The organism is Acidovorax sp. JHL-3 (genome assembly GCF_000526295.1).
In the GTDB taxonomy this organism is placed as follows: domain Bacteria; phylum Pseudomonadota; class Gammaproteobacteria; order Burkholderiales; family Burkholderiaceae_C; genus Acidovorax; species Acidovorax defluvii.
Window position 1 is genome coordinate 2270675 of the sequence record NZ_JAFU01000001.1, and the last position, 19556, is coordinate 2290230.

Genomic DNA, 19556 nt, shown 5'->3' on the forward strand with positions numbered 1-19556 from the left:
ATGACAATAGGGTGCTTGCTCAGGCCTACTCAAACAGAGAGGTTGGCAACAACTGGTCCAGCTGATGGGGCAGGTGCGTCATGGAGTCGGCAGATTGCACAGCAATATCGGGCAGCAACCCCAGCACGGCAGCTACAACGGCCAGCACCACCGTGACAGTGAATGCCACGATGGCGCGTGTACCGGGTTGAAAGTGGTAGCGGTTCATGGCGCGAATCCTCAACAAAAGAAAAGGATCAGGAGGCCTCAATAACCCCCAACGAGCCTCAATGGCTTGTCGGTGAGATTTCAACAAACCGCGTCGGTTCCGTCTGTAAGACAACGGCGAAACCTGCGAATCCAGAAGCGGAGTTACGGTCGGTTGCAATCTGGGTGGGTAGAGCGAGGGTTGGCTGACCCAAGAGCCTGCCGCCGTAGGAAATTCAAGGCAGCGCTGTGGAATCGGCGAAAAGCAAAACGGGCCCAGAGGGCCCGTTTTTACTGTATCAATGGCGGAGAGGGCGGGATTCGAACCCGCGGTGGGGATTAGCCCACACACGCTTTCCAGGCGTGCGACTTAAACCGCTCATCCACCTCTCCGAAGCCTTCGATTATAGCCATAGGTGAAGGGATGTTTGGGGCTGTGGGCTCGCTTGGCTCAAAAAAGGCCAGGGTCAACTGGTTTTCTGGGTTTGCACCATCTTCATGGCCGACCCGATCAGTGCTGACACTTCGCTCATGTTGCTGGGCACGATGAGGGTGGTGGTGGCATCCTGAGCCACCTTGCCATAGGCCTCCACGGCTTTTTCGGCCACCTTGAGCTGTACAGCCTGTTCGCCGCCAGGCTGGCGGATGGCGGCTGCCACGCGTTCGATGGCTTCGGCGTTGGCTTCGGCGACGGCCTTGATGGATGCGGCTTCGCCAGCGGCCTTGTTGATGACGGCCTGCTTTTCGCCTTCGGAGCGGGCGATGAAGGCTTCGCGTTCGCCGGTGGCGATGTTGATCTGTTCCTGGCGGCGGCCCTCGGAAGCGGCAATCAGGGCACGTTTTTCACGCTCGGCCGTGATCTGGGCCTGCATGGCGTGCAGGATTTCCTTTGGCGGCGTCAGGTCCTTGATTTCGTAGCGCAGTACTTTCACGCCCCAGTTGAGTGCTGCCTCGTCGATGGCCTGGACCACTTGGGCGTTGATGATGTCGCGCTCTTCAAAGGTTTTGTCGAGTTCGAGCTTGCCGATCACACTGCGCAGCGAGGTCTGCGCCAGCTGGGTGACGGCCATGATGTAGTTGGACGAGCCGTAGCTGGCGCGCATGGGGTCGGTCACCTGAAAGTACAGGATGCCGTCCACTTGCAGCTGGGTGTTGTCGCGGGTGATGCAGACCTGGCTGGGCACGTCGAGCGGGATTTCTTTCAGGCTGTGCTTGTAAGCCACCTTGTCCACAAATGGCACCAGAAAGTTCAGGCCCGGCGTGAGCGTGCCGGCATATTTGCCCAGCCGCTCTTTCACCCAGGCGTTTTGTTGCGGCACGACCTTGACGGAGCGCGCGATAAAGATGACGGCAATGACAAAGATGACGATGGCGATTTCCATGAGAACCTTTCCGGGTGACTGATGTGAGAAGTGGTTTCAGAGCGGGTCTACCAGCAGGCGGCTGCCCACCAGTTCGGCCACGCGGTGCATGCCCGTGGATGGCGTGACACCCGGGCGATGAATGGCGGTCCATTGGGCCCCGCGGTATTTCACGATGGCGGTGCCGTCGGTGGTCCAGCTGTCGATCATGACGGTTTCGCCCACATCCAGATTCACGCTGCGATCAGCGCGGGCAGAGGGGTCGCCAGGGCGCTTCTTTTTGAACTGGTGCCATGCCACCACCGCGCCGCCGCCCACAAAGGCCGCGGTAACGATCTGCACCGTCATTGGCAGTCCCAGATGCGCTGCCAAGGCTGCCGCCGCAAGCCCCACCGCCAGCATCAGCAGGTAGAACGTGCCCGTCAGCAACTCGGTGACTACGGCCACACCTGCCAACAACCACCAGATCGTGGATTCCTCCATGCCGACTCCTTTTTTTGTTCGTCTTTAGTGCACCACATTCTGGGTCAAAAGAATGGCACTTCAAAGGCGGGCCACGGTTATTCCTTACACTTCGCGCCTGTTTCGTTATTTGGCCGGGCATGGCACGGTTGCACGGAGGCTGCACATGAAGTTTCGCTTTCCCATCATCATCATCGATGAGGACTATCGTTCCGAGAACACCTCGGGCCTTGGCATTCGCGCTTTGGCACAGGCCATCGAGGCCGAGGGCTTCGAAGTGGTCGGGGTTACCAGCTATGGCGACTTGTCGCAGTTTGCCCAGCAGCAAAGCCGCGCCAGTGCTTTCATTTTGTCGATTGACGATGAAGAGTTCACAGCGAACGAGGGGCTCGACCCCATCGTGCTGAGCCTGCGCAGCTTCATTGGCGAAGTGCGGCGCAAGAACACCGAAGTGCCGATTTATGTGCACGGCGAAACCAAGACCAGCCGCCATCTGCCCAATGACATTCTGCGGGAGCTGCATGGTTTCATCCACATGTTCGAGGACACCCCCGAATTTGTGGCCAAGCACATCATCCGCGAGGCCAAGAGCTATCTTGAAAGCGTGCAGCCCCCGTTCTTCAAGGCGCTGCTCGACTACGCCGAAGACGGCTCCTACAGCTGGCACTGCCCTGGTCACTCGGGCGGCGTGGCGTTCCTCAAAAGCCCGGTGGGCCAGATGTACCACCAGTTCTACGGCGAAAACATGCTGCGCGCCGACGTGTGCAATGCCGTGGAAGAGCTGGGCCAGCTGCTCGACCACAACGGCGCCATTGGCGAGAGCGAGCGCAACGCCGCGCGCATCTTCAATGCCGACCACTGCTTCTTTGTGACCAACGGCACGTCCACATCGAACAAGATGGTGTGGCACCACACCGTGGCACCCGGCGACGTGGTGGTGGTAGACCGCAACTGCCACAAGTCCATCCTGCACAGCATCATCATGACCGGGGCGATTCCTGTGTTCATGAAGCCCACGCGCAACCACTTCGGCATCATCGGGCCGATCCCGCAAAGCGAGTTCGAGCCTGCGGCCATCCAGGCCAAGATCAAGGCCAACCCGCTGCTCAAGGGCGTGGATGCCAAGAAGGTCAAGCCGCGCGTGCTCACGCTCACGCAGTCCACCTACGACGGCGTGCTTTACAACACCGAAACCATCAAGAGCATGCTCGATGGCTACGTGGACAACCTGCACTTTGACGAAGCCTGGTTGCCCCACGCGGCCTTCCACCCGTTTTATGGCAGCTACCACGCCATGGGCAAGAAGCGCGTGCGCCCCAAGCATTCGGTGACCTATGCCACGCAGTCCATCCACAAGCTGCTGGCCGGTATCAGCCAGGCCAGCCATGTGCTGGTGCAAGACTCGCAGACCACCAAGCTCGATCGCCACCTGTTCAACGAGGCCTACCTGATGCACACCAGCACCAGCCCTCAGTACAGCATCATCGCCAGCTGCGATGTGGCGGCCGCCATGATGGAGCCGCCCGGCGGCACCGCGCTGGTGGAAGAGAGCATTCTGGAAGCGCTGGACTTCCGCCGCGCCATGCGGCAGGTCGAGCACGAATTTGGCAAGAATGACTGGTGGTTCAAGGTCTGGGGCCCGGACAAGCTGGTGGACGAAGGCATTGGCCGCGCAGAAGACTGGATCATCCGTAGCGACAGCAAGAGCAAGAAGGCCGGCAGCAAGTGGCACGGTTTTGGCCAATTGGCTGACGGCTTCAACATGCTCGACCCGATCAAGTCCACCATCGTCACGCCCGGTCTGAGCCTGGACGGCAAGTTCGACAAGACCGGTATCCCGGCGTCCATCGTCACCAAATACCTTGCCGAGCACGGTGTGGTGGTCGAAAAGACGGGCCTGTACAGCTTCTTCATCATGTTCACCATCGGCATCACCAAGGGCCGCTGGAACACGCTGCTGACCGCGCTGCAACAGTTCAAGGACGACTACGAGAAGAACCAGCCCATGTGGCGCATCCTTCCCGAGTTCTGCCAGCAGCACAAGCGCTACGAGCGCATGGGCCTCAAAGACCTGTGCCAGCATGTGCACGAGATGTACGCAAAGTACGACATCGCGCGCCTGACGACCGAGATGTACCTCTCGGATCTGACGCCCGCCATGAAGCCCAGCGATGCGTTTGCCCACATCGCCCACCGCACCACCGAGCGCGTGGAGATCGACCACCTTGAAGGCCGCATCACCGTGGGCCTGGTCACGCCGTATCCGCCGGGCATTCCGCTGCTGATTCCAGGCGAAGTGTTCAACAAGAAGATCGTGGACTACCTCAAGTTCGCACGCGAGTTCGCCAAGCTGTGCCCCGGTTTTGAAACCGATATCCACGGCCTGGTGGAGGTGGAAGACGAAAGCGGGCAAGTGCGCTACTACGCCGACTGCGTGGCCGACAAGTTTGCAAAGCAGCCCAAGCCGCTCGCCACTGCAGAGAACATGGTGCAGATGGGCGACGACGGCCCTTACGGCCGCAACGTCTGACGGTTCCGGCAGCCCTTGATGGTTGCCGCAATAGTGGTCAAATAGGCTGCTAGCGCTTATTGGATAAGCACTAGCAGCTCATTATTTTGTAGCAAAAAGACGCCTTGTTGCCATCACCCCGTGGCCTTGCGCCACGGCGGAAGAACCGCCCGCTCACCCCGCTGGCTTCACCTGGCCGGCATGTCCTCGCGCACCCGCACAAAACTGGCAAAGCGCGGCATCGTGTATGAGTAAATTTTTATGCAACCCAGCAAAACCACTGTCATTGGCCTGTTCACCGCCCCGTTCCAGTACCAAATTCCCATCTTCCAGCGCGGTTACGTCTGGACGCTGGAAAAACAGGTGGCGCCCCTGTGGTTGGATATTCAAAGCCAGGCGGATGCTCTGCTCGAACGCAAGCAGTTGGCCCCGGCCGCCGCAGCGGCCATGAAGCCCCTGCCCAAGCATTTTCTGGGCTCCATTGTCATGACGCCCGTACCCAACGCTTTCGGGCGTGTTTCCATGTACGAGGTGATTGACGGCCAGCAGCGCAGCACCACGCTGCACCTGTTGCTGCTGGCTCTGCGCCATGCTGCGCACGACAGCGATCAGAAGACCGTAGCGCAAATGGCAGCCGCCGTGGTACGCAATCCCGGCCCCTAACTGGTGGATGCCAACGACCACCACAAAGTCTGGCCTACGCAAGCCGGGCGCCAAGAGATGCAGGCAATTAACGCAGCCGCATCGGCGGCGCAGGTCTGCGTGGCCTACCCGGCGCGTGATGGCCGCAATCGCATTGAGCGGCCCTTGATGGTGCAAACCTATTTGTACCTGTACCACGCTTGCCGGGCCTATTTGCAGGGCTTGGATTTGTCTGATCCCGTGCCGCGAGCCGATGGCGCTGATCCAGACCGCAGCTATGGCGATGCATTGGTGGCAGCCATTCGCAACACCAACACCGTTGCACCCGTCGCGGCGGCCGGCAATGCAGACGCCTTGCGTGCGCAGGCGCTGTACATGGCGTTGGCCGACCAGGTGCAGCTCATGACCCTGTCACTGGATGTGGACGATGATCCGCAGGTGATTTTTGAAACCCTGAACGCTCGGGGTGAGCCATTGCTGGCTTCTGATCTGGTGCGCAATTTCCTGTTCCTGGAGGCAGCACGCCAGGGCCAGCCGGTGGATGCGCTGTATGCCGACTACTGGAGTGATTTTGACCAAGTCGCCACAGGGAAAAACACCGTGACCGCCAACCGCTACTGGCGTGAAAAAGAAAAGCAGGGCCGCCTGTTGCACCCGCGCATTGACCTGTTTTTCTACCACTTCACAGTGCTGCGTAGCCAAGAATCTACTCTGGTCAGCCATGTGTTTCAGGCTTTCAAGGGTTGGTGGTTGCAGGCGCCGCGTGTGCTCGAAGATGAGCTCAAGCGCATCCAGACCAGTAGCAGCCACTTTGCTGAACTGATTTCGCCAGAGGGTACGGGCTACCTGGCCGAATTTTCCCGCCTGCTCAAGGCGCTGGATGTGGGCACCGTCACACCCGTGGTGCTGGCTCTGCGCGAACGGTTGTCCGACGGCAGTGCAGAGCTCAAGCAGGCTGTGGGTGATCTGGCGTCGTACCTGGTGCGCCGCAGCGTCTGCGGCCTGACGACCAAGGGCTACAACCGATTCTTCTTGCGCGTACTGCAAGCTGTTTGCATGGCAGAAATGCCCCATGAGGCGCTGCGCCGGGTGTTGCTGGGCGCCACTGCCACCAGCGAGTGTTGGCCCGACGATCAGCAGTTTGGCGACCAGTGGCTGATGCGCCCGGTTTACGCCGAACTCAAGCCCGGCAAGGTTTGCGCCTTGCTGCGTGCGCTGGAGTACGCAGCCCGTGGCACCAAGCAGGGCAGCCAGCATGTGCCCACCAACCTGACCGTTGAGCATGTGATGCCGCAAAGCTGGGACAAGGTGCCGGCCTACCAAGTTGCGGATATGAGCGATGCAGCCCGCCAGGCGCGGCAGTTCGCCTTGCATGGTTTCGGCAACTTGACCTTGTTGACTGGGGCGCTCAATAGCAGCGTCAGCAATGGCCCTTTTGCCGATGGCGAGGATGGACAGGGCGGCGTGGTGCTGGGCAAGCGCTCTCTTTTGGGCCAAAGCGCCTTGCTGCTCAACACGACCTGGTTTCACCGCAGCGACATGCAGCAGTGGGACGAGGCGGCGATGCGCGCACGGGGGCAGGCGCTGCAGCGCGCCGCTTTGCTGCTGTGGGCGCGACCCGCCACACAGCCTGCGGCGGATGCGGTTTTTACCGCCCTGGCGGGGCGGTGACTATAAGGAATAGGAACTCCTTGCGTTTTTTGGCAAGTGCAAGATTCCAAAATCAAAATAGCTGCCAGCGCTTTTACCCTATGCGTTGACAGCTATTTTATCGATAGCGAATCGGGCGGCATATCTGCCCTTGCGCGAACAAAGCTGGCAAAGCGCGGCAAACCACCGTCGTGGGTGCCGCGAAAGCGGTAGGTCACCCAGCTGCCCACGGGCGGCGGGCGTTCACGGTCGGCATCGCTGAAACCTGCGCCCAGCCGGAAGCGTTGGCCCGAGGGCGTTTCCACCAGCAGCGCGCCCAGGCGTCCCGCATGGCGGCCTTTGCCGGGAAGGTGGGCGACCACGCGTGCCTCGGTGTCTTCGTGCGTCTTGACCTTGATGAGATCGTCGCTGCGGCCTGCGCGGTACAGCGACGCGCCCCGGTGCAGCATCAGCCCTTCGCCACCGGCGCGCACCGTGCGGTGCAGCAGCGCTTGGAGCGCCGCGTCGTTGGCCACGCGCCGTTGCGGCACGGCCTGCACCCAGGGCTGGCCCAGGCTTTCAACGAGGGCGTTCAGGGCGGGCAGGCGTTGGTCGAACGTGCCTTTGTCGCCGGGCAGGTCAAACACCATGAAGCGCATCTGGCGCCAGGCCACGTCGCCCGGCTGCTGTTGGCGCGTGGTGGACTGGGCGTGGCTGAAGCGCCCGCGCCCGGCCCACAGCTCTCCGTCCATGGGTACCTCGGGCCAGCCAGCGGTGAACCAGGCGGGGGCCTGCACTGTCTCGCCGCCGCGGGTGCGCAGTGTGCGGCCGTCCCAGAAGCCACGCACGCCGTCGTATTTTTCGCTCACCCAGTAATCTTGCAGCGGCAGACCGGGGCGATACACCTGCGCCAGCAGAAGTGCCGGGGCGTCTGCAGCCAGCGCGGGCAGTGCTGGAAATGCAGCAAGTGCCAACAGGGCGAGGCAGCTTCTGCGGTGCATTTTGCTGTTGAATATGTAGCTGCTGGCGCTTTATCAGTAAGCGCTAGCGGCTATTTGGACCAATAAAACGGTGTCGACGGTGCTCAGACCTGGTCGGCCGACAGGCCCGCCGTCTGGCTGAAGCCGCCGTCCACGTAAGTGATCTCGGCCGTCATGCCGCTGGCCAGGTCGGACAGCAGGAAGGCCGCCACATTGCCCACGTCTTCAATGGTCACATTGCGGCGCAGGGGCGAGGCGTCGGCCACGCGCGAGAGCAGCTTGCCAAAGTCCTTGATGCCGCTGGCCGCCAGCGTCTTGATGGGGCCAGCGCTGATGCCGTTGGCGCGGATGCTGCGGCCGTCTTCGGTGCGGCCCACGGCCTCGGCCAGGTAGCGCACGCTGGCCTCCAGGCTGGCCTTGGCCAGGCCCATGGTGTTGTAGTTGGGGATGGAGCGCAGCGCGCCCAGGTAGCTCAGGGTGAGCAGCGAGGATTTGTCGTTCAGGTAGGGCAGGGCAGCCTTGGCCATGGCCGGGAAGCTGTAGGCGCTGATGTCGTGCGCAATGCGAAAGCCCTCGCGCGAGAGGCCTTCCAGAAAGTTGCCGGCAATCGCCTCGCGCGGCGCGAAGCCGATGCTGTGCACAAAACCGTCAAACTTGGGCCACACCTGGGCCAGGTCGGCAAACATGCGCTCGATCTGCTCGTCGCTGCCCACATCGCAATCAAAAATCAGTTGGGAGTCGAACTCGGCGGCAAAGTCGGTGATGCGGTCCTTGAAGCGCTCGCCCACGTAGCTGAAGGCCAGCTCGGCGCCCTGTGCGTGGCAGGCCCTGGCAATGCCGTAGGCGATGGAGCGGTTGGACAGCACGCCCGTGATGAGCAGCTTTTTGCCGGTCAGAAAACCCATGGTTGTTCTCCTGTGGAATGTGATGTGCGGGATGGAACGGCGCGGGCAGCCCGGCTGCGGGGAATATCCCGCGGTGAGCGCAAAGGCCCCGCCGACGTAGTGCAGAATTGTCGCATGCGGTTTTGGCTGATTTTTTCGCTGTGGATGTGCGCTTTGCCCGCGTGGGCCGCGCATGCTTATGCACTGTGGGGCGCGCCGCGTTACCCGGCCGGGTTCGCACATTTCAACTACGTGAACCCCGATGCCCCCAAGGGTGGCGAGCTGCGGCTGGTGAGCAACCTGCGCACGTCCACGTTTGACAAATACAACCCGTTCACCATCAAGGGCAGTGCGCCAGCGTATTTGTCGGCGTTGATGTTCGACTCGCTGCTGGTGGGCTCGATGGACGAAACCGCCACCGGCTACGGCCTGTTGGCCGAGGATGTGCAGGTGGCGCCTGATGGCCTTTCGGCTACCTTCCGCCTGCGGCCCGAGGCGCGCTTTCACCATGGCAAACCGGTGCTGGCGCAGGACGTGAAACACAGCTATGACACGCTGGTGGGCCCTTTCACATCGCCAGCCTACAAGACCACGCTGATCGATGTGGCCGGTGTGGATGTGCTGGACGAGCGCACCGTGCGCTACCGCTTTCACAAGCCCAACCGCGAGCTGCCGCTCACTGTGGGCGGCCTGCCGGTGTTCAGCCGTGACTGGGGTGTGGAGGGTGGTCAGCCCAAGCCCTTCGACCAGGTGGTGATGGACATCCCCATCGGCAGCGGGCCCTACAAAATCGGCCCGGTGCGCTTTGGCAAGGACATCACCTACGTGCGCGACCCGGGCTATTGGGCCAAGGACCTGAACGTGCGCAAGGGCACTGCCAACTTTGACCGCATCACCGTCAAGATCTACAAGGACGCCACCGCGCGGCTCGAAGCCCTCAAGGCGGGCGAGTTCGATCTGATGCGTTTTTTCAGCGCGGGCGACTGGGCGCGGCGGGTGAATGGCAAGAAGTTCAACACCGGCGAACTGGTCAAGGGAGAGTTTGCGCACAAGCTGCCTTCGGGATTTCAAAGCTATGTGCTCAACACCCGCAGCCCCCTGCTGCAGGATGTGCGCGTGCGCGAAGCGCTGGGGCTGGCAATCGACTACGAGTGGATGAACCGGCAGCTGTTTTATGGCGCCTACCAGCGGGTGAACGGCCTGTTTGGCAACACGGCCTGCGAGACACGCGGCACGCCATCCCCCGAAGAACTGGCGCTGATGGAGCCGTTTCGCAAAGACATTCCCGCTGCGGCCTTTGGCCCCATGACCGTGCCGCCGCGCACCGATGGGGATGCATCCTTGCGCGCCAACCTGCGCCGCGCGCAGCAACTGCTGAAAGAAGCAGGCTGGGAAGTGCGCGATGGTGCCTTGCGCAACACGAAGGGCCAGGCCATGGTGCTCGAATACATGGACAGCAACGAGGGCGGCGTGCGCACCATCACGCCCTGGATGCGCAGCCTCGAAAAGCTGGGCATCACGCTGCGCTTTCGCTCGGTGGACTTCGCGCTGTACCAGCAGCGCCTGCAGAAGTTTGACTTTGATATCACTTCCATGGCCTTCCAGGGAACGCACAACCCGGGCCAGGAGTTCGCCGACCTGTTCGGCAGCAAGGCCGCGGACACCGAGGATTCTGGAAATTTTGCCGGTGTGAAGAACCCGGCCGTCGATGCACTCATCACCGCCATGACCTCGGCCAAGACCGAGGTGCAACTGCTGCCCGCCTGCCATGCGCTGGAGCGCGTGATTGCGCACAGCCACTACCTGGTGCCCCAGTGGGCGGCTGCCACCCACCGCATGGCCTACAACGCCTGGCGCCTGGCCAAGCCTGCCACCGTGCCTCCATATTCCAGTGGTGAAGGCTGGGTCATCGACACCTGGTGGGCTAAGTGAAGTGGCCCCCACGCTCCACCGTTGCACCGGTCGCTGCCCATCAAGGGGGCCGGCCTTGCTTGGGGCGGCCCGGCGCGGCGCCCGCCCGCCCTGCGACTACACATAGAGGTTGATAGATGCTGGCCTACATCCTCAAGCGCATCCTGCTCATGCTGCCCACCCTGCTGGGCGTGCTGCTGCTGACTTTCGTGGTGATCCAGTTCGTGCCCGGCGGCCCGGTCGAGCAGTACATGGCCGAGGCCAAGGCCGGTGCGGGCGCGGGCGGTGGCGCCGAGGGCGGGGGGCTGAGCTACCGGGGTGCGCAGGGCGTGGACCCCAAGCGCCTGGAGCAGATCAAGACGCTCTACGGCTTCGACAAGCCCGCGCACGAGCGTTTTTTGCAGATGCTGGGCCAGTTCGCGCGCTTCGACCTGGGCAAGAGCTTTTTTCAAAACAAGGATGTGTGGCAGCTTGTCGTTGAGAAACTGCCGGTGTCCATCAGCCTCGGGCTGTGGACCTTTTTCATCAGCTACCTTGTGGCCGTGCCGCTGGGCGTGGCCAAGGCGGTGCGCGCGGGCTCGCGCTTCGACCTGGTGACCACGCTGCTCATCCTGGTGGGCTATGCCATTCCGGGCTTTGTGCTGGGTGTGGCGCTGCTGGTCATCTTTGGCGGGCAGCTGCAGTGGTTTCCGCTGCGCGGGCTGACGTCGTCCAACTGGGATGAGTTGAGTTGGGGCGCGCGCATCGTGGACTACCTGTGGCACATCACACTGCCCATCATCGCCATGGTGCTGGGTAGCTTCGCCGTGACGGCCATGCTGACCAAGAATGCCTTTCTCGAAGAAATCCGCAAGCAGTATGTGCTGACGGCGCGCGCCAAGGGGCTGTCTGAGCGCCAGGTGCTGTGGAAGCATGTGTTCCGCAACGCGCTCATTCCCATCATCACGGGCTTTCCGGCGGCGTTCATCGGCGCGTTCTTCGCGGGCTCGCTGCTCATCGAGACGCTGTTCTCGCTCGACGGCCTGGGCCTGTTGAGCTACGAGAGCGTGATCCGGCGCGACTACCCCGTAGTGCTGGGCACGTTGTACCTGTTCACGCTGATCGGGCTGGTGACCAAGCTCATCAGCGACCTGTGCTACGTGTGGGTGGACCCGCGCGTGAAGTTTGATTGATGGAATTTCTGAAAATGGACATAATCAAAGGGCAACATGTCCATATTGGAGGTCCATCATGACCTGGAACATTGCCAGCGCCAAACAGCAGTTCTCCGAAGTGGTGCGGCTGACCGCCGAAGAGCCCCAAGCCATTTACAACCGTGACAAACCCGTGGCGGTGTTGATTTCCGCCGAGGAGTTCGAGGAATTCAAGCAGTGGCGTGAGGGCCGCGCCAAGCCAACGTGGGCGGAATTGTTTGCCGACATCCGTGCGACGTTAATCTCCGAGGGGGCAGAGGACGGCATCGAAATTCCACCGCGCTCCAACCGCTACAACCCCATGGTGGACGACCCGCACTACTGGGACGAGGCGCACTCTGTGCCGGAGCGCTGAACTGTGTATCTTGCAGACACCAACATCATCAGCGAACTGATGCGACCTGTGCCGCACGCGGGCGTGGTGCGGTGGGTTGAAGCGCTGGACCAAACGGCAGGTTTTGCGGTTTCGGCCGTTTCGGTCGACGAAATCCTGTTCGGCTTGACGCAAAAGCCTCGACCGCGTGCGCTGGCGCTGTTCAATCGGCTTGCCGCTCGCACCACGGTTCTCGATGTGACCGAGGCCGTCGCGCGCCGCGCCGGCGAGATGCGCGGCCTGCTGGCAGCTCGCGGTCAGGTGCGCAGCCAGGCCGACATGTTCATCGCCGCCACAGCCCAAGTCCACGCTCTCACGCTGGTCACGCGCAATGTGCGCGACTTTGATGGGTGTGGCATTGCAGTGCTCAATCCTTTTTCGGCATGACACAGTCCCCGTTGATATCAAACCCTAGGAGCCTGTCGGACTTGGGAATCGTCGACTGCAAATTGGCCCCAGCGGTCCATTTTTCACCGTCTTTTTGCCCCATAGCCCCGCTATGGGGCCGCAAATCCGGCAAAAACTGTCCTCGCTGGGGCCAATTTTCGCTTTCGACGCCCCAAGTCCGACAGGCTCCTAGCCGCGAGTGCCAATGCTGCCGCCTTTGTTGGAGGGACACGTATGTCTGTCAACCCTGATGTGATCGAGCGCACCGTGCGCACACTGCAGGCCCGGCTGCCGGGCCTGCTGGCGGTGTATGGCTTTGGCAGCCGCGTGCAAGGCACGGAAGGGCCGGACAGCGACCTGGATATGGCTGTGCTGGTGGCTGGCTATGCCGACGTCACGCTGCTGTGGCAGCTTGCCGGTGAACTGGCCGACATCGCGGGTTGCGCTGTGGATCTGCTGGACTTGCGTGCCGCGTCCACGGTGATGCAATACCAGGTCCTCACCCAGGGCGACCGGTGGTGGGCTCAGGATGCGCAGGCCGCGATGTTCGAGAGCGCCATTCTGAGCGAAAAGACCGCGCTGGACACGGCGCGCGCCGGTTTGCTGGCCGATATCCGAGAGCGAGGAACCGTCTATGGTGGATGACGTGCTGATCAACAAGGCCGCCAGGATCGAGCGCTGCGTGCAACGTGCGCGCGAAGAGTATTTCAGCGAACCGGCCACTTTTGCCACCAACTTCACCCGCCAGGATGCCGCCATCCTGAACATCCAGCGCGCCTGCGAGGCCACTCTGGACATGGGCCAGCACCTGATCCGACGTGACCGGCTGGGGGTGCCGCAAAGCGCGCGCGATGTGTTTGCGCTGTTGGCACGGGCCGGTCGAATCGAGCCGGCCCTGGCCGAGGGCCTGCAGCGCATGGTGGGGTTCCGCAACATCGCGGTGCATGACTACCAGAGCCTGCAGCTTCCCATCACCGTCGCCATCATCGAAAAGCACCTTGATGAGTTTCTGCAGTACAGCAAGACCCTATTGCAGCACGATGCAGGGTAGACAGCAGGCCATGGGCTCCATCACATCTCCGGTTGCTGCGGGCGTTGCGCCCGCATCGCTTTCCCCCTCCCGCCGCGCCTGGCTGCGTTTCAAGCGCAACCGCCTGGGCTACTGGAGCCTGCTGATTTTTTGTGCACTGGTGCTTGTCAGCCTGTGCGCCGAGCTGGTCAGCAACGACCGACCGCTCATCGTGCGCTACGAGGGGCAGACCTACTTTCCCATGCTCAAGGACTACCCCGAGAAGACCTTCGGCGGCGACTTCGAGACACCCGCCGACTACCTCGACCCCTTTATCCGCGAGCGCATCACGGGGGGCGCCAACTGGGCGCTCTACACCCTCAACCCTTACGGCCCGAACACGCTCAACTACTTCGCCAAGGCGCCCAACCCTTCGGCGCCCACGCGGGACAACTGGCTGGGCACTGACGACCGGGGACGCGACCTGCTGGCGCAGCTCATCTACGGTTTTCGCGTGAGTGTGCTGTTCGCGCTGGCGCTCACGGTGACGGGCGTGGTGCTGGGCGTGCTCACGGGGGCCATCCAGGGTTTTTTTGGCGGCAAGACGGATCTGGCCTTTCAGCGCTTCATCGAAATCTGGGGCTCCATGCCCGAGCTGTACCTGCTCATCATCTTCAGCGCGGTGTTCGCGCCCAGCATTTCGCTGCTGCTGATTCTGCTGAGCCTGTTCGGCTGGATGGGCCTCTCGGACTACGTGCGCGCCGAATTCCTGCGCAACCGCCAGCTCGACTACGTGAAGGCCGCGCGCGCGCTGGGCGTGGGCAATGCGCAGATCATCTGGCGCCACATCCTGCCCAACAGCCTGACGCCAGTGGTCACCTTCCTGCCGTTCCGCATGAGCGCGGCCATTTTGGCGCTGACGTCGCTCGACTTCCTGGGCCTGGGCGTGCCGCCGGGCACGCCGAGCCTGGGCGAACTGTTATCGCAGGGCAAGAACAGCATCGACGCCTGGTGGATCTCGCTGTCCACCTTTGGCGTGCTGGTGGTCACGCTGCTGCTGCTGACCTTCATGGGCGACGCGCTGCGCGATGCGCTCGACCCCCGAAAGGCAGACAAATGACGGCCCCCACGCTCGGCACTGGCGTGTCCTCGCTGCCCCCCAAGGGGGCTCTCGCCGCCTTGGGGCGGCCCGGCGGCGGCTCGGCGGCCAGCATGCCTCTGCTGCAGGTGCGTGACCTGATCGTGCGCTTTGGTGCCAAAGAAGTGGTGCGCAGCGTCAACTTCAGCATTGCGCAGGGCGAAAAACTCGCACTGGTGGGCGAATCCGGCTCGGGCAAGACCATCACCGCTTTGAGCCTGCTGCGCCTGGCGGGCGAGGCAAAAATCAGCGGTCAGGCCATGCTGCGCGGGCGTGATCTGCTCTCTTTATCAGAGCGCGAGATGCGCGGAATTCGTGGTGGCGAGATCGCCATGGTGTTCCAGGAGCCCATGACGGCGCTGAACCCGCTCATGACCATCGGCCAGCAGATCGCCGAGGTTTTGGAGCTAAAACGGGCTCTAACGCCCGTCCAGTCAGCGCAAGCAGCTATCGAATTGCTAGCAAAGACCGGCATTCCCGAGCCCGAGCGCCGTGCCAACAGCTTTCCGCACCAGCTCAGTGGCGGCCAGCGCCAGCGCGCCATGATCGCCATGGCCCTGGCCAGCGAGCCCGCGCTGCTGCTGGCCGACGAGCCCACCACGGCGCTCGACGTCACGCTGCGTGGCCAAATCCTCGACCTGCTGGCGGACTTGCAGCGCAGCAGCGGCATGGCCGTGCTGCTCATCACGCACGACCTGAACCTGGTGCGCCGCTTTGCCGACCGCGTGGCCGTGATGGAGCAGGGCGTGCTGGTGGAGCAGGGCCGCGTGCCCGATGTGTTTGGCGCCCCACAACACGACTACACCCGCCGCCTGATTGCCAGCCAGCCCCGGCGCGATTTGGCCGAGGCCGCGCCGCCCGCTGGCACCGCGCCCGTGGTGCAGGCCCAGGGCGTGCGCGTGGTCTACCCCACGCCCTTGCCCGGTGTGCGCGGCTGGTTCCAAAAAGGCGAATTTGTGGCAGTGCAGGGTGCCAACCTCCAATTGCTACCTGGCCGCACGCTGGGCGTGGTGGGCGAATCTGGCTCGGGCAAGTCCACACTGGCGCAGGCCATTTTGGGCCTGCTGCCGTTTGGGGGCGCGCTGGCCGTGGCGGGACAGGGCTGGCAGCAGCCCGCCACCCGCAACACGCCCGCCAACCAGCAGCTGCGCCGGCGCGTGCAGGTGGTGTTCCAAGACCCGTTTTCGTCGCTCTCGCCGCGCCTCACGGTCGAAGAGATCGTGGGCGAGGGCCTCAAGGTGCACGAGGCCGCGCTCGGCGTGGCCGAGCGGCGCGCGCGTGTCGAAGCGGCGCTCTTGGAGGTGGGCTTGACCGAAGCGCAGTACCCCGGCCTGCTGGCGCGCTATCCGCACGAATTTTCGGGTGGCCAGCGTCAGCGCCTGGCCATTGCGCGCGCGCTCATCGTGCAGCCGCAGGTGCTGGTGCTCGACGAGCCCACCAGCGCGCTTGATGTCACCATCCAGCAGCAGGTGCTGTCGCTGTTGCAGCGTCTGCAAAAGGAAAAGGGCCTGAGCTACCTGCTCATCACCCACGATGTGGATGTGATCCGCGCCATGGCGCACGAGGTGCTGGTGATGAAGGACGGCGAGGTGCTGGAGAGCGGCAGCGTCAGCCAGGTGCTGGATGCGCCGCAACACCCCTACACGCAGCGGCTGGTGGCGGCGGCCATGGTGCCTCCGCCAAGCTGAGCAGGGTGTGCAGCCAGTTGTGCGCACGTTGTTACATCTATTGCACCACCCGCAGTAGAAGGCGGCCTACAGGTTAGGTGTTGAATCCCGGATGATTGCATAGACTCTAAACGCTGTTCACTCTTCATGGCCAGAGCGGTGTTGCAGTGCAAACAAAAAAGGCTGACATCATGTCAGCCTTTTTTGTCAACGCAGTTCAGCGTGCGTTTTGTTGATACCAATATTGGCGCCGTTGCGGAATAGTCAGCTTGCCGGGGGGGAGGGATGCCTGCAGGGGTGACTTTTTAGGGTTCGGTTTACCTATCACAAAGGGTTTTTGCGTTGTGATGGGTGAATCTGATCCGGGCGGTGTGTAAGTGACCGTCACAAATCCGGCCACCGGGCTGGGGGGCAGGCCGCCGCCTTCCAGGTCTTGGCTTTCTGGAGCCCTACAGAACAACGGGGCTGCGTAGGTTTTGGCTAGGCCCAAGTTGGCGGTGCATGCTTGGCCGTTGGAACCGTTGTTAGGTTGGTTGGTCCCAAAATAGGTCGTTCCCAAGAAGGTGGTGGATGCATTCACAACCTTCTCCCCCGCTGCCAAAGGAATAAAGCACCCTTTGGCTAGACTGGGATTGGTCTGTGCAGTTGAGCCCACCTCGCGCAACTCTGACTTTTTAATGGTGGTCGGTGCTTTGGCTGGCGTCCCCTTGGGTACTCCTTCGTCAAAGACGGTGAAGAAAGCATCGTTACTGCTGGTGTACAAAGGTTTTTCGCGGTCTCCTGAACCGACCATGATGGCGGTGAATTTTGCGGTGCGCAGCACGTCCGGGCGATAGAAAAATTTCCGTGTGGTGCTTGTCTCGCTCAATTCCGCCAGTGTGTAAATGTTCCAGACTGATATGTCTGATGATGAGGGCGTTTCAAGGTCAATTCGATAGATCTTGCCCCCAGTGTCCACGGCATAAGCGCGATCCACGTATCCGTCAGAATCAGAGTCCACAACATTCACGTCGGCCGCCACGCTGCGGGTGGTGTTGAGCGTTTTAAGGTGTGTGCCGGTAAAAGCGTCCAGAATCAGCACTGCGTTACCCATGGTCGTTGTGCCCGCAGTTGCAAGATCCTCAGCGTCTGCGTCATAACCAGCACCCATGATGATCACGGGATTGGTATTGCCCTTGATTTTCGCCACTACCGGTTCTGACCATGTTTGTCCCAGTTTTTCGAAATTGGTGTCTTTATAAGACTTCTTCCAGAGAAATTTGGGAGCAGTGGGATCGGTCACATCCAACGCATAGATAAACCTGCCGCCACGGCGCATGGCCACATACAGGTGAGTCTTGGTGTTGCCACCACTGGCATTTTTTTCTTGATAAAGCCCAATGGGGCCATCCACAAAATAGTCTCGCGGCGTCGGTAAGTCACTCGCCTGCATGTTGGTCGTTGAGATTCGAATTTTTGGCGTGTTGTCGCGCAACCGCTTGAGTTTGGGGAAATGCTCCTCGGGGATAAAACCCCAGAGTTCCTGGCCAGCGCCTGTACCGCTTTGCTTGCCGCTGATGGCGCGCAACATTCCGTCGTTGGAGCCATAGAAAACCACTACACCTGTTGTTCCGCCATAGTTCACCACTGCAGGACGAGAGTGAAGAACGTCTCCGTGCACACTGGGGCGAATCGTGGTGGTTCCACCGGGGCCGTTTTCATCCCTGGCGTTGTCGGTGCCGCGAATCCAGTTGATGATTTGATCACGCTCTGTAGTGTTGGAAGAGATGGTCGTTATCTCGCTGTTCGCGGTAGAAAATATGGCCTCTGTTGCGGACGCGAGCTCAGTTTTGGGCGCGCAGCTAATACAGGTGTACAGGTTGCGATTGGCCTGGGTGGTTGCATTGGCCGTGCGAATCAACTGCGCGACACCACCTTTCTCCACCACTTCTCCATCTGGCCGGTCAGAGGAAGAAGGGGGGGTACCCAATTGTTGGTTGGACCAGAAGGTACTGGTAGAAGTCCAGAACGAGACTGCTGATGTGGAGATGAACCCTTTGTCGCCAATGGCTGCCTCTCCATCGGCACCGACCAGGGCAAGGGTGTCTGTAATCGGATCGTATTTGAACTGGTACTGCTTCAGGTTACCGCGCCAGCGTGGATGGGAGTCCCGGTCAGGCCGGAACATGCCCATGAACACCTGGTTGTCGAAACTGCCACGCGCACTGGTACTGACAGGGAGACTCGCGGAAGAAAAGACGCTGTCCACTGATTGAATTTGATTGAAGATCGACGACAGCTTGTCGGCCAGTTCGGTCCCACTCGAACTGACAGAAAAATACTCGCCACCGCTTTGCTGCGCCATGCTTCGGAGCAGGGCACTCCAGCCGGGGCCAGATTGTCCGTTGGTCACTTTGTCGACATCCACGGTGTAGGTGGTGATATTGCTGGGCGAGTTGCGCATGAACCGGGCCCACTCATCGGCAAAGTTTTCTTGTGAGCCATTGGGCGAAAGCCCGGTGATGTCCGCCGGGCGGGCCATGCTGGCGGCCGCGTAGGCGGCCGTCAGGCGGTTGGATGCATTGGTGTTGTCGTTGGCGTTGTCTTGAGCAGCGCCATTGCTGATGTAGATGATGTAATTGCGCGCGCATACGCCGCTGCCCGGTGGTATATACCGCGTGTCAGAAAAGCTGGCCAATGCATTGCCGGGGCTGCTGTAAATAGCGGTTGACGAGGGTGTGCCCGATGTATTGCCGGTGTAGTCCGCCTTGACCTTGTTATTGCCGGAGTTGGGGGCAGATCCGGTGAAGTAGTAATAGGCCTCGGCCATGGTCTTCCCGGCCTTGCCGCCATTCGACTGGTCCCTGTTGACGATGAATCCATCCAGCATGGCCTGGAATTTGCGTTTGTATTCGCTATCCATCGTCCGGATCGCCGCGCGCACATATCCACCATCTTCGTTGCTGTTCGTGCCGCCGGTTTCGGTGAATAACATCAGACCGACGTTGAATTTGTCGGCTGTCAAGCCGTCAATCGTGGATTTCAGCGCAGCCATTTCATTCGGGAAGGCGGTGCTCCAATTGGACGTGTTGTCCAGGAGGATCAATACATTTGGGGGGTCCGTGTTCGAATTGCCACTATAAATGTCGATGTCACTGGTGTATTGGGCCTGGGCCGACAGTGCTGGCAGCAGGCAAATCGCCAACGCCATGATGGATGGGAGTCGGGGAAATCGGAGCATGGTGT

The 19556-nt window shown here is 61.5% G+C and carries 17 protein-coding genes and 1 tRNA gene; 11 read left to right on the plus strand and 7 right to left on the minus strand.

The genetic code is table 11. The features are described 5' to 3' along the window. Positions 1–25 precede the first annotated feature (25 nt). The 4 genes from K226_RS0110720 to K226_RS0110735 form a co-directional block, all read right to left on the minus strand. Positions 26–208 (minus strand): hypothetical protein, encoded by a 183-nt coding sequence (locus tag K226_RS0110720; RefSeq protein WP_024814804.1) that lies wholly within the window; start codon positions 206–208, stop codon positions 26–28. Between the two features lie 281 nt (positions 209–489). Next, positions 490–579, minus strand: a tRNA-Ser gene (locus K226_RS0110725). 74 nt (positions 580–653) lie between these two features. Then, entirely contained in the window at positions 654–1568 is a 915-nt protein-coding gene (locus tag K226_RS0110730; RefSeq protein WP_024814805.1) for an SPFH domain-containing protein, read from the minus strand. Positions 1569–1604: 36 nt separating this feature from the next. Next, complete coding sequence (locus tag K226_RS0110735; protein WP_024814806.1) at positions 1605–2030, minus strand: NfeD family protein; 426 nt, start codon at positions 2028–2030, stop codon at positions 1605–1607. Between the two features lie 145 nt (positions 2031–2175). On the opposite strand from K226_RS0110735, the gene K226_RS0110740 reads away from it, so the two are divergent. The 3 genes from K226_RS0110740 to K226_RS20430 all read left to right on the plus strand — a co-directional run bounded on the left by K226_RS0110740 (position 2176) and on the right by K226_RS20430 (position 6831). Beyond that, positions 2176–4539, plus strand: coding sequence for an arginine/lysine/ornithine decarboxylase (locus tag K226_RS0110740; protein WP_024814807.1), 2364 nt, complete (start codon positions 2176–2178; stop codon positions 4537–4539). Positions 4540–4779: 240 nt separating this feature from the next. Beyond that, positions 4780–5181, plus strand: a complete 402-nt coding sequence (locus tag K226_RS20425; RefSeq protein WP_202899883.1) for a DUF262 domain-containing protein — start codon at positions 4780–4782, stop codon at positions 5179–5181. A 57-nt stretch (positions 5182–5238) separates the two neighbouring features. After that, on the plus strand, positions 5239–6831 hold the full coding sequence (locus K226_RS20430) for a DUF1524 domain-containing protein (protein WP_202899884.1): 1593 nt from the start codon (positions 5239–5241) through the stop codon (positions 6829–6831). 92 nt (positions 6832–6923) lie between these two features. On the opposite strand, the gene K226_RS0110750 is transcribed toward K226_RS20430, so the two are convergent. Both K226_RS0110750 and fabI read right to left on the minus strand, forming a co-directional pair. Beyond that, a complete protein-coding gene (locus K226_RS0110750; RefSeq protein ID WP_024814808.1) occupies positions 6924–7790 on the minus strand; it encodes a DNA ligase in 867 nt (288 codons plus the stop codon). An 83-nt stretch (positions 7791–7873) separates the two neighbouring features. Then, complete coding sequence (fabI, locus tag K226_RS0110755) at positions 7874–8674, minus strand: enoyl-ACP reductase FabI (RefSeq protein ID WP_024814809.1); 801 nt, start codon at positions 8672–8674, stop codon at positions 7874–7876. 114 nt (positions 8675–8788) lie between these two features. Here fabI and K226_RS0110760 point away from each other — a divergent pair, with 114 nt between their 5' ends. The 8 genes from K226_RS0110760 to K226_RS0110795 all read left to right on the plus strand — a co-directional run bounded on the left by K226_RS0110760 (position 8789) and on the right by K226_RS0110795 (position 16352). Further along, positions 8789–10585: an extracellular solute-binding protein gene (locus K226_RS0110760; RefSeq protein WP_024814810.1), complete on the plus strand. Its 1797-nt coding sequence runs from the start codon at positions 8789–8791 to the stop codon at positions 10583–10585. 116 nt (positions 10586–10701) lie between these two features. Beyond that, a complete protein-coding gene (locus K226_RS0110765) occupies positions 10702–11736 on the plus strand; it encodes a microcin C ABC transporter permease YejB (protein WP_024814811.1) in 1035 nt (344 codons plus the stop codon). Positions 11737–11794: 58 nt separating this feature from the next. Then, complete coding sequence (locus K226_RS19325; RefSeq protein ID WP_024814812.1) at positions 11795–12112, plus strand: type II toxin-antitoxin system Phd/YefM family antitoxin; 318 nt, start codon at positions 11795–11797, stop codon at positions 12110–12112. A gap of 3 nt (positions 12113–12115) precedes the next feature. Further along, positions 12116–12517, plus strand: a complete 402-nt coding sequence (locus K226_RS18895; RefSeq protein ID WP_024814813.1) for a type II toxin-antitoxin system VapC family toxin — start codon at positions 12116–12118, stop codon at positions 12515–12517. Positions 12518–12751: 234 nt separating this feature from the next. Beyond that, positions 12752–13162 carry a nucleotidyltransferase domain-containing protein gene (locus K226_RS0110780; RefSeq protein ID WP_051463472.1) on the plus strand — a complete coding sequence of 137 codons (411 nt, stop codon included), beginning with the start codon at positions 12752–12754 and terminating at the stop codon, positions 13160–13162. Then, positions 13152–13568, plus strand: a complete 417-nt coding sequence (locus K226_RS0110785; protein WP_024814815.1) for a DUF86 domain-containing protein — start codon at positions 13152–13154, stop codon at positions 13566–13568. The genes K226_RS0110780 and K226_RS0110785 overlap by 11 nt, the downstream gene beginning before the upstream one ends. A gap of 10 nt (positions 13569–13578) precedes the next feature. Continuing rightward, on the plus strand, positions 13579–14646 hold the full coding sequence (locus K226_RS0110790) for an ABC transporter permease (RefSeq protein WP_035241003.1): 1068 nt from the start codon (positions 13579–13581) through the stop codon (positions 14644–14646). A 92-nt stretch (positions 14647–14738) separates the two neighbouring features. Next, positions 14739–16352, plus strand: coding sequence for an ABC transporter ATP-binding protein (locus tag K226_RS0110795; RefSeq protein WP_035241696.1), 1614 nt, complete (start codon positions 14739–14741; stop codon positions 16350–16352). A gap of 196 nt (positions 16353–16548) precedes the next feature. On the opposite strand, the gene K226_RS0110800 is transcribed toward K226_RS0110795, so the two are convergent. Continuing rightward, on the minus strand, positions 16549–19551 hold the full coding sequence (locus tag K226_RS0110800) for a pilus assembly protein (RefSeq protein WP_024814818.1): 3003 nt from the start codon (positions 19549–19551) through the stop codon (positions 16549–16551). Between the last annotated feature and the right edge of the window lie 5 nt (positions 19552–19556).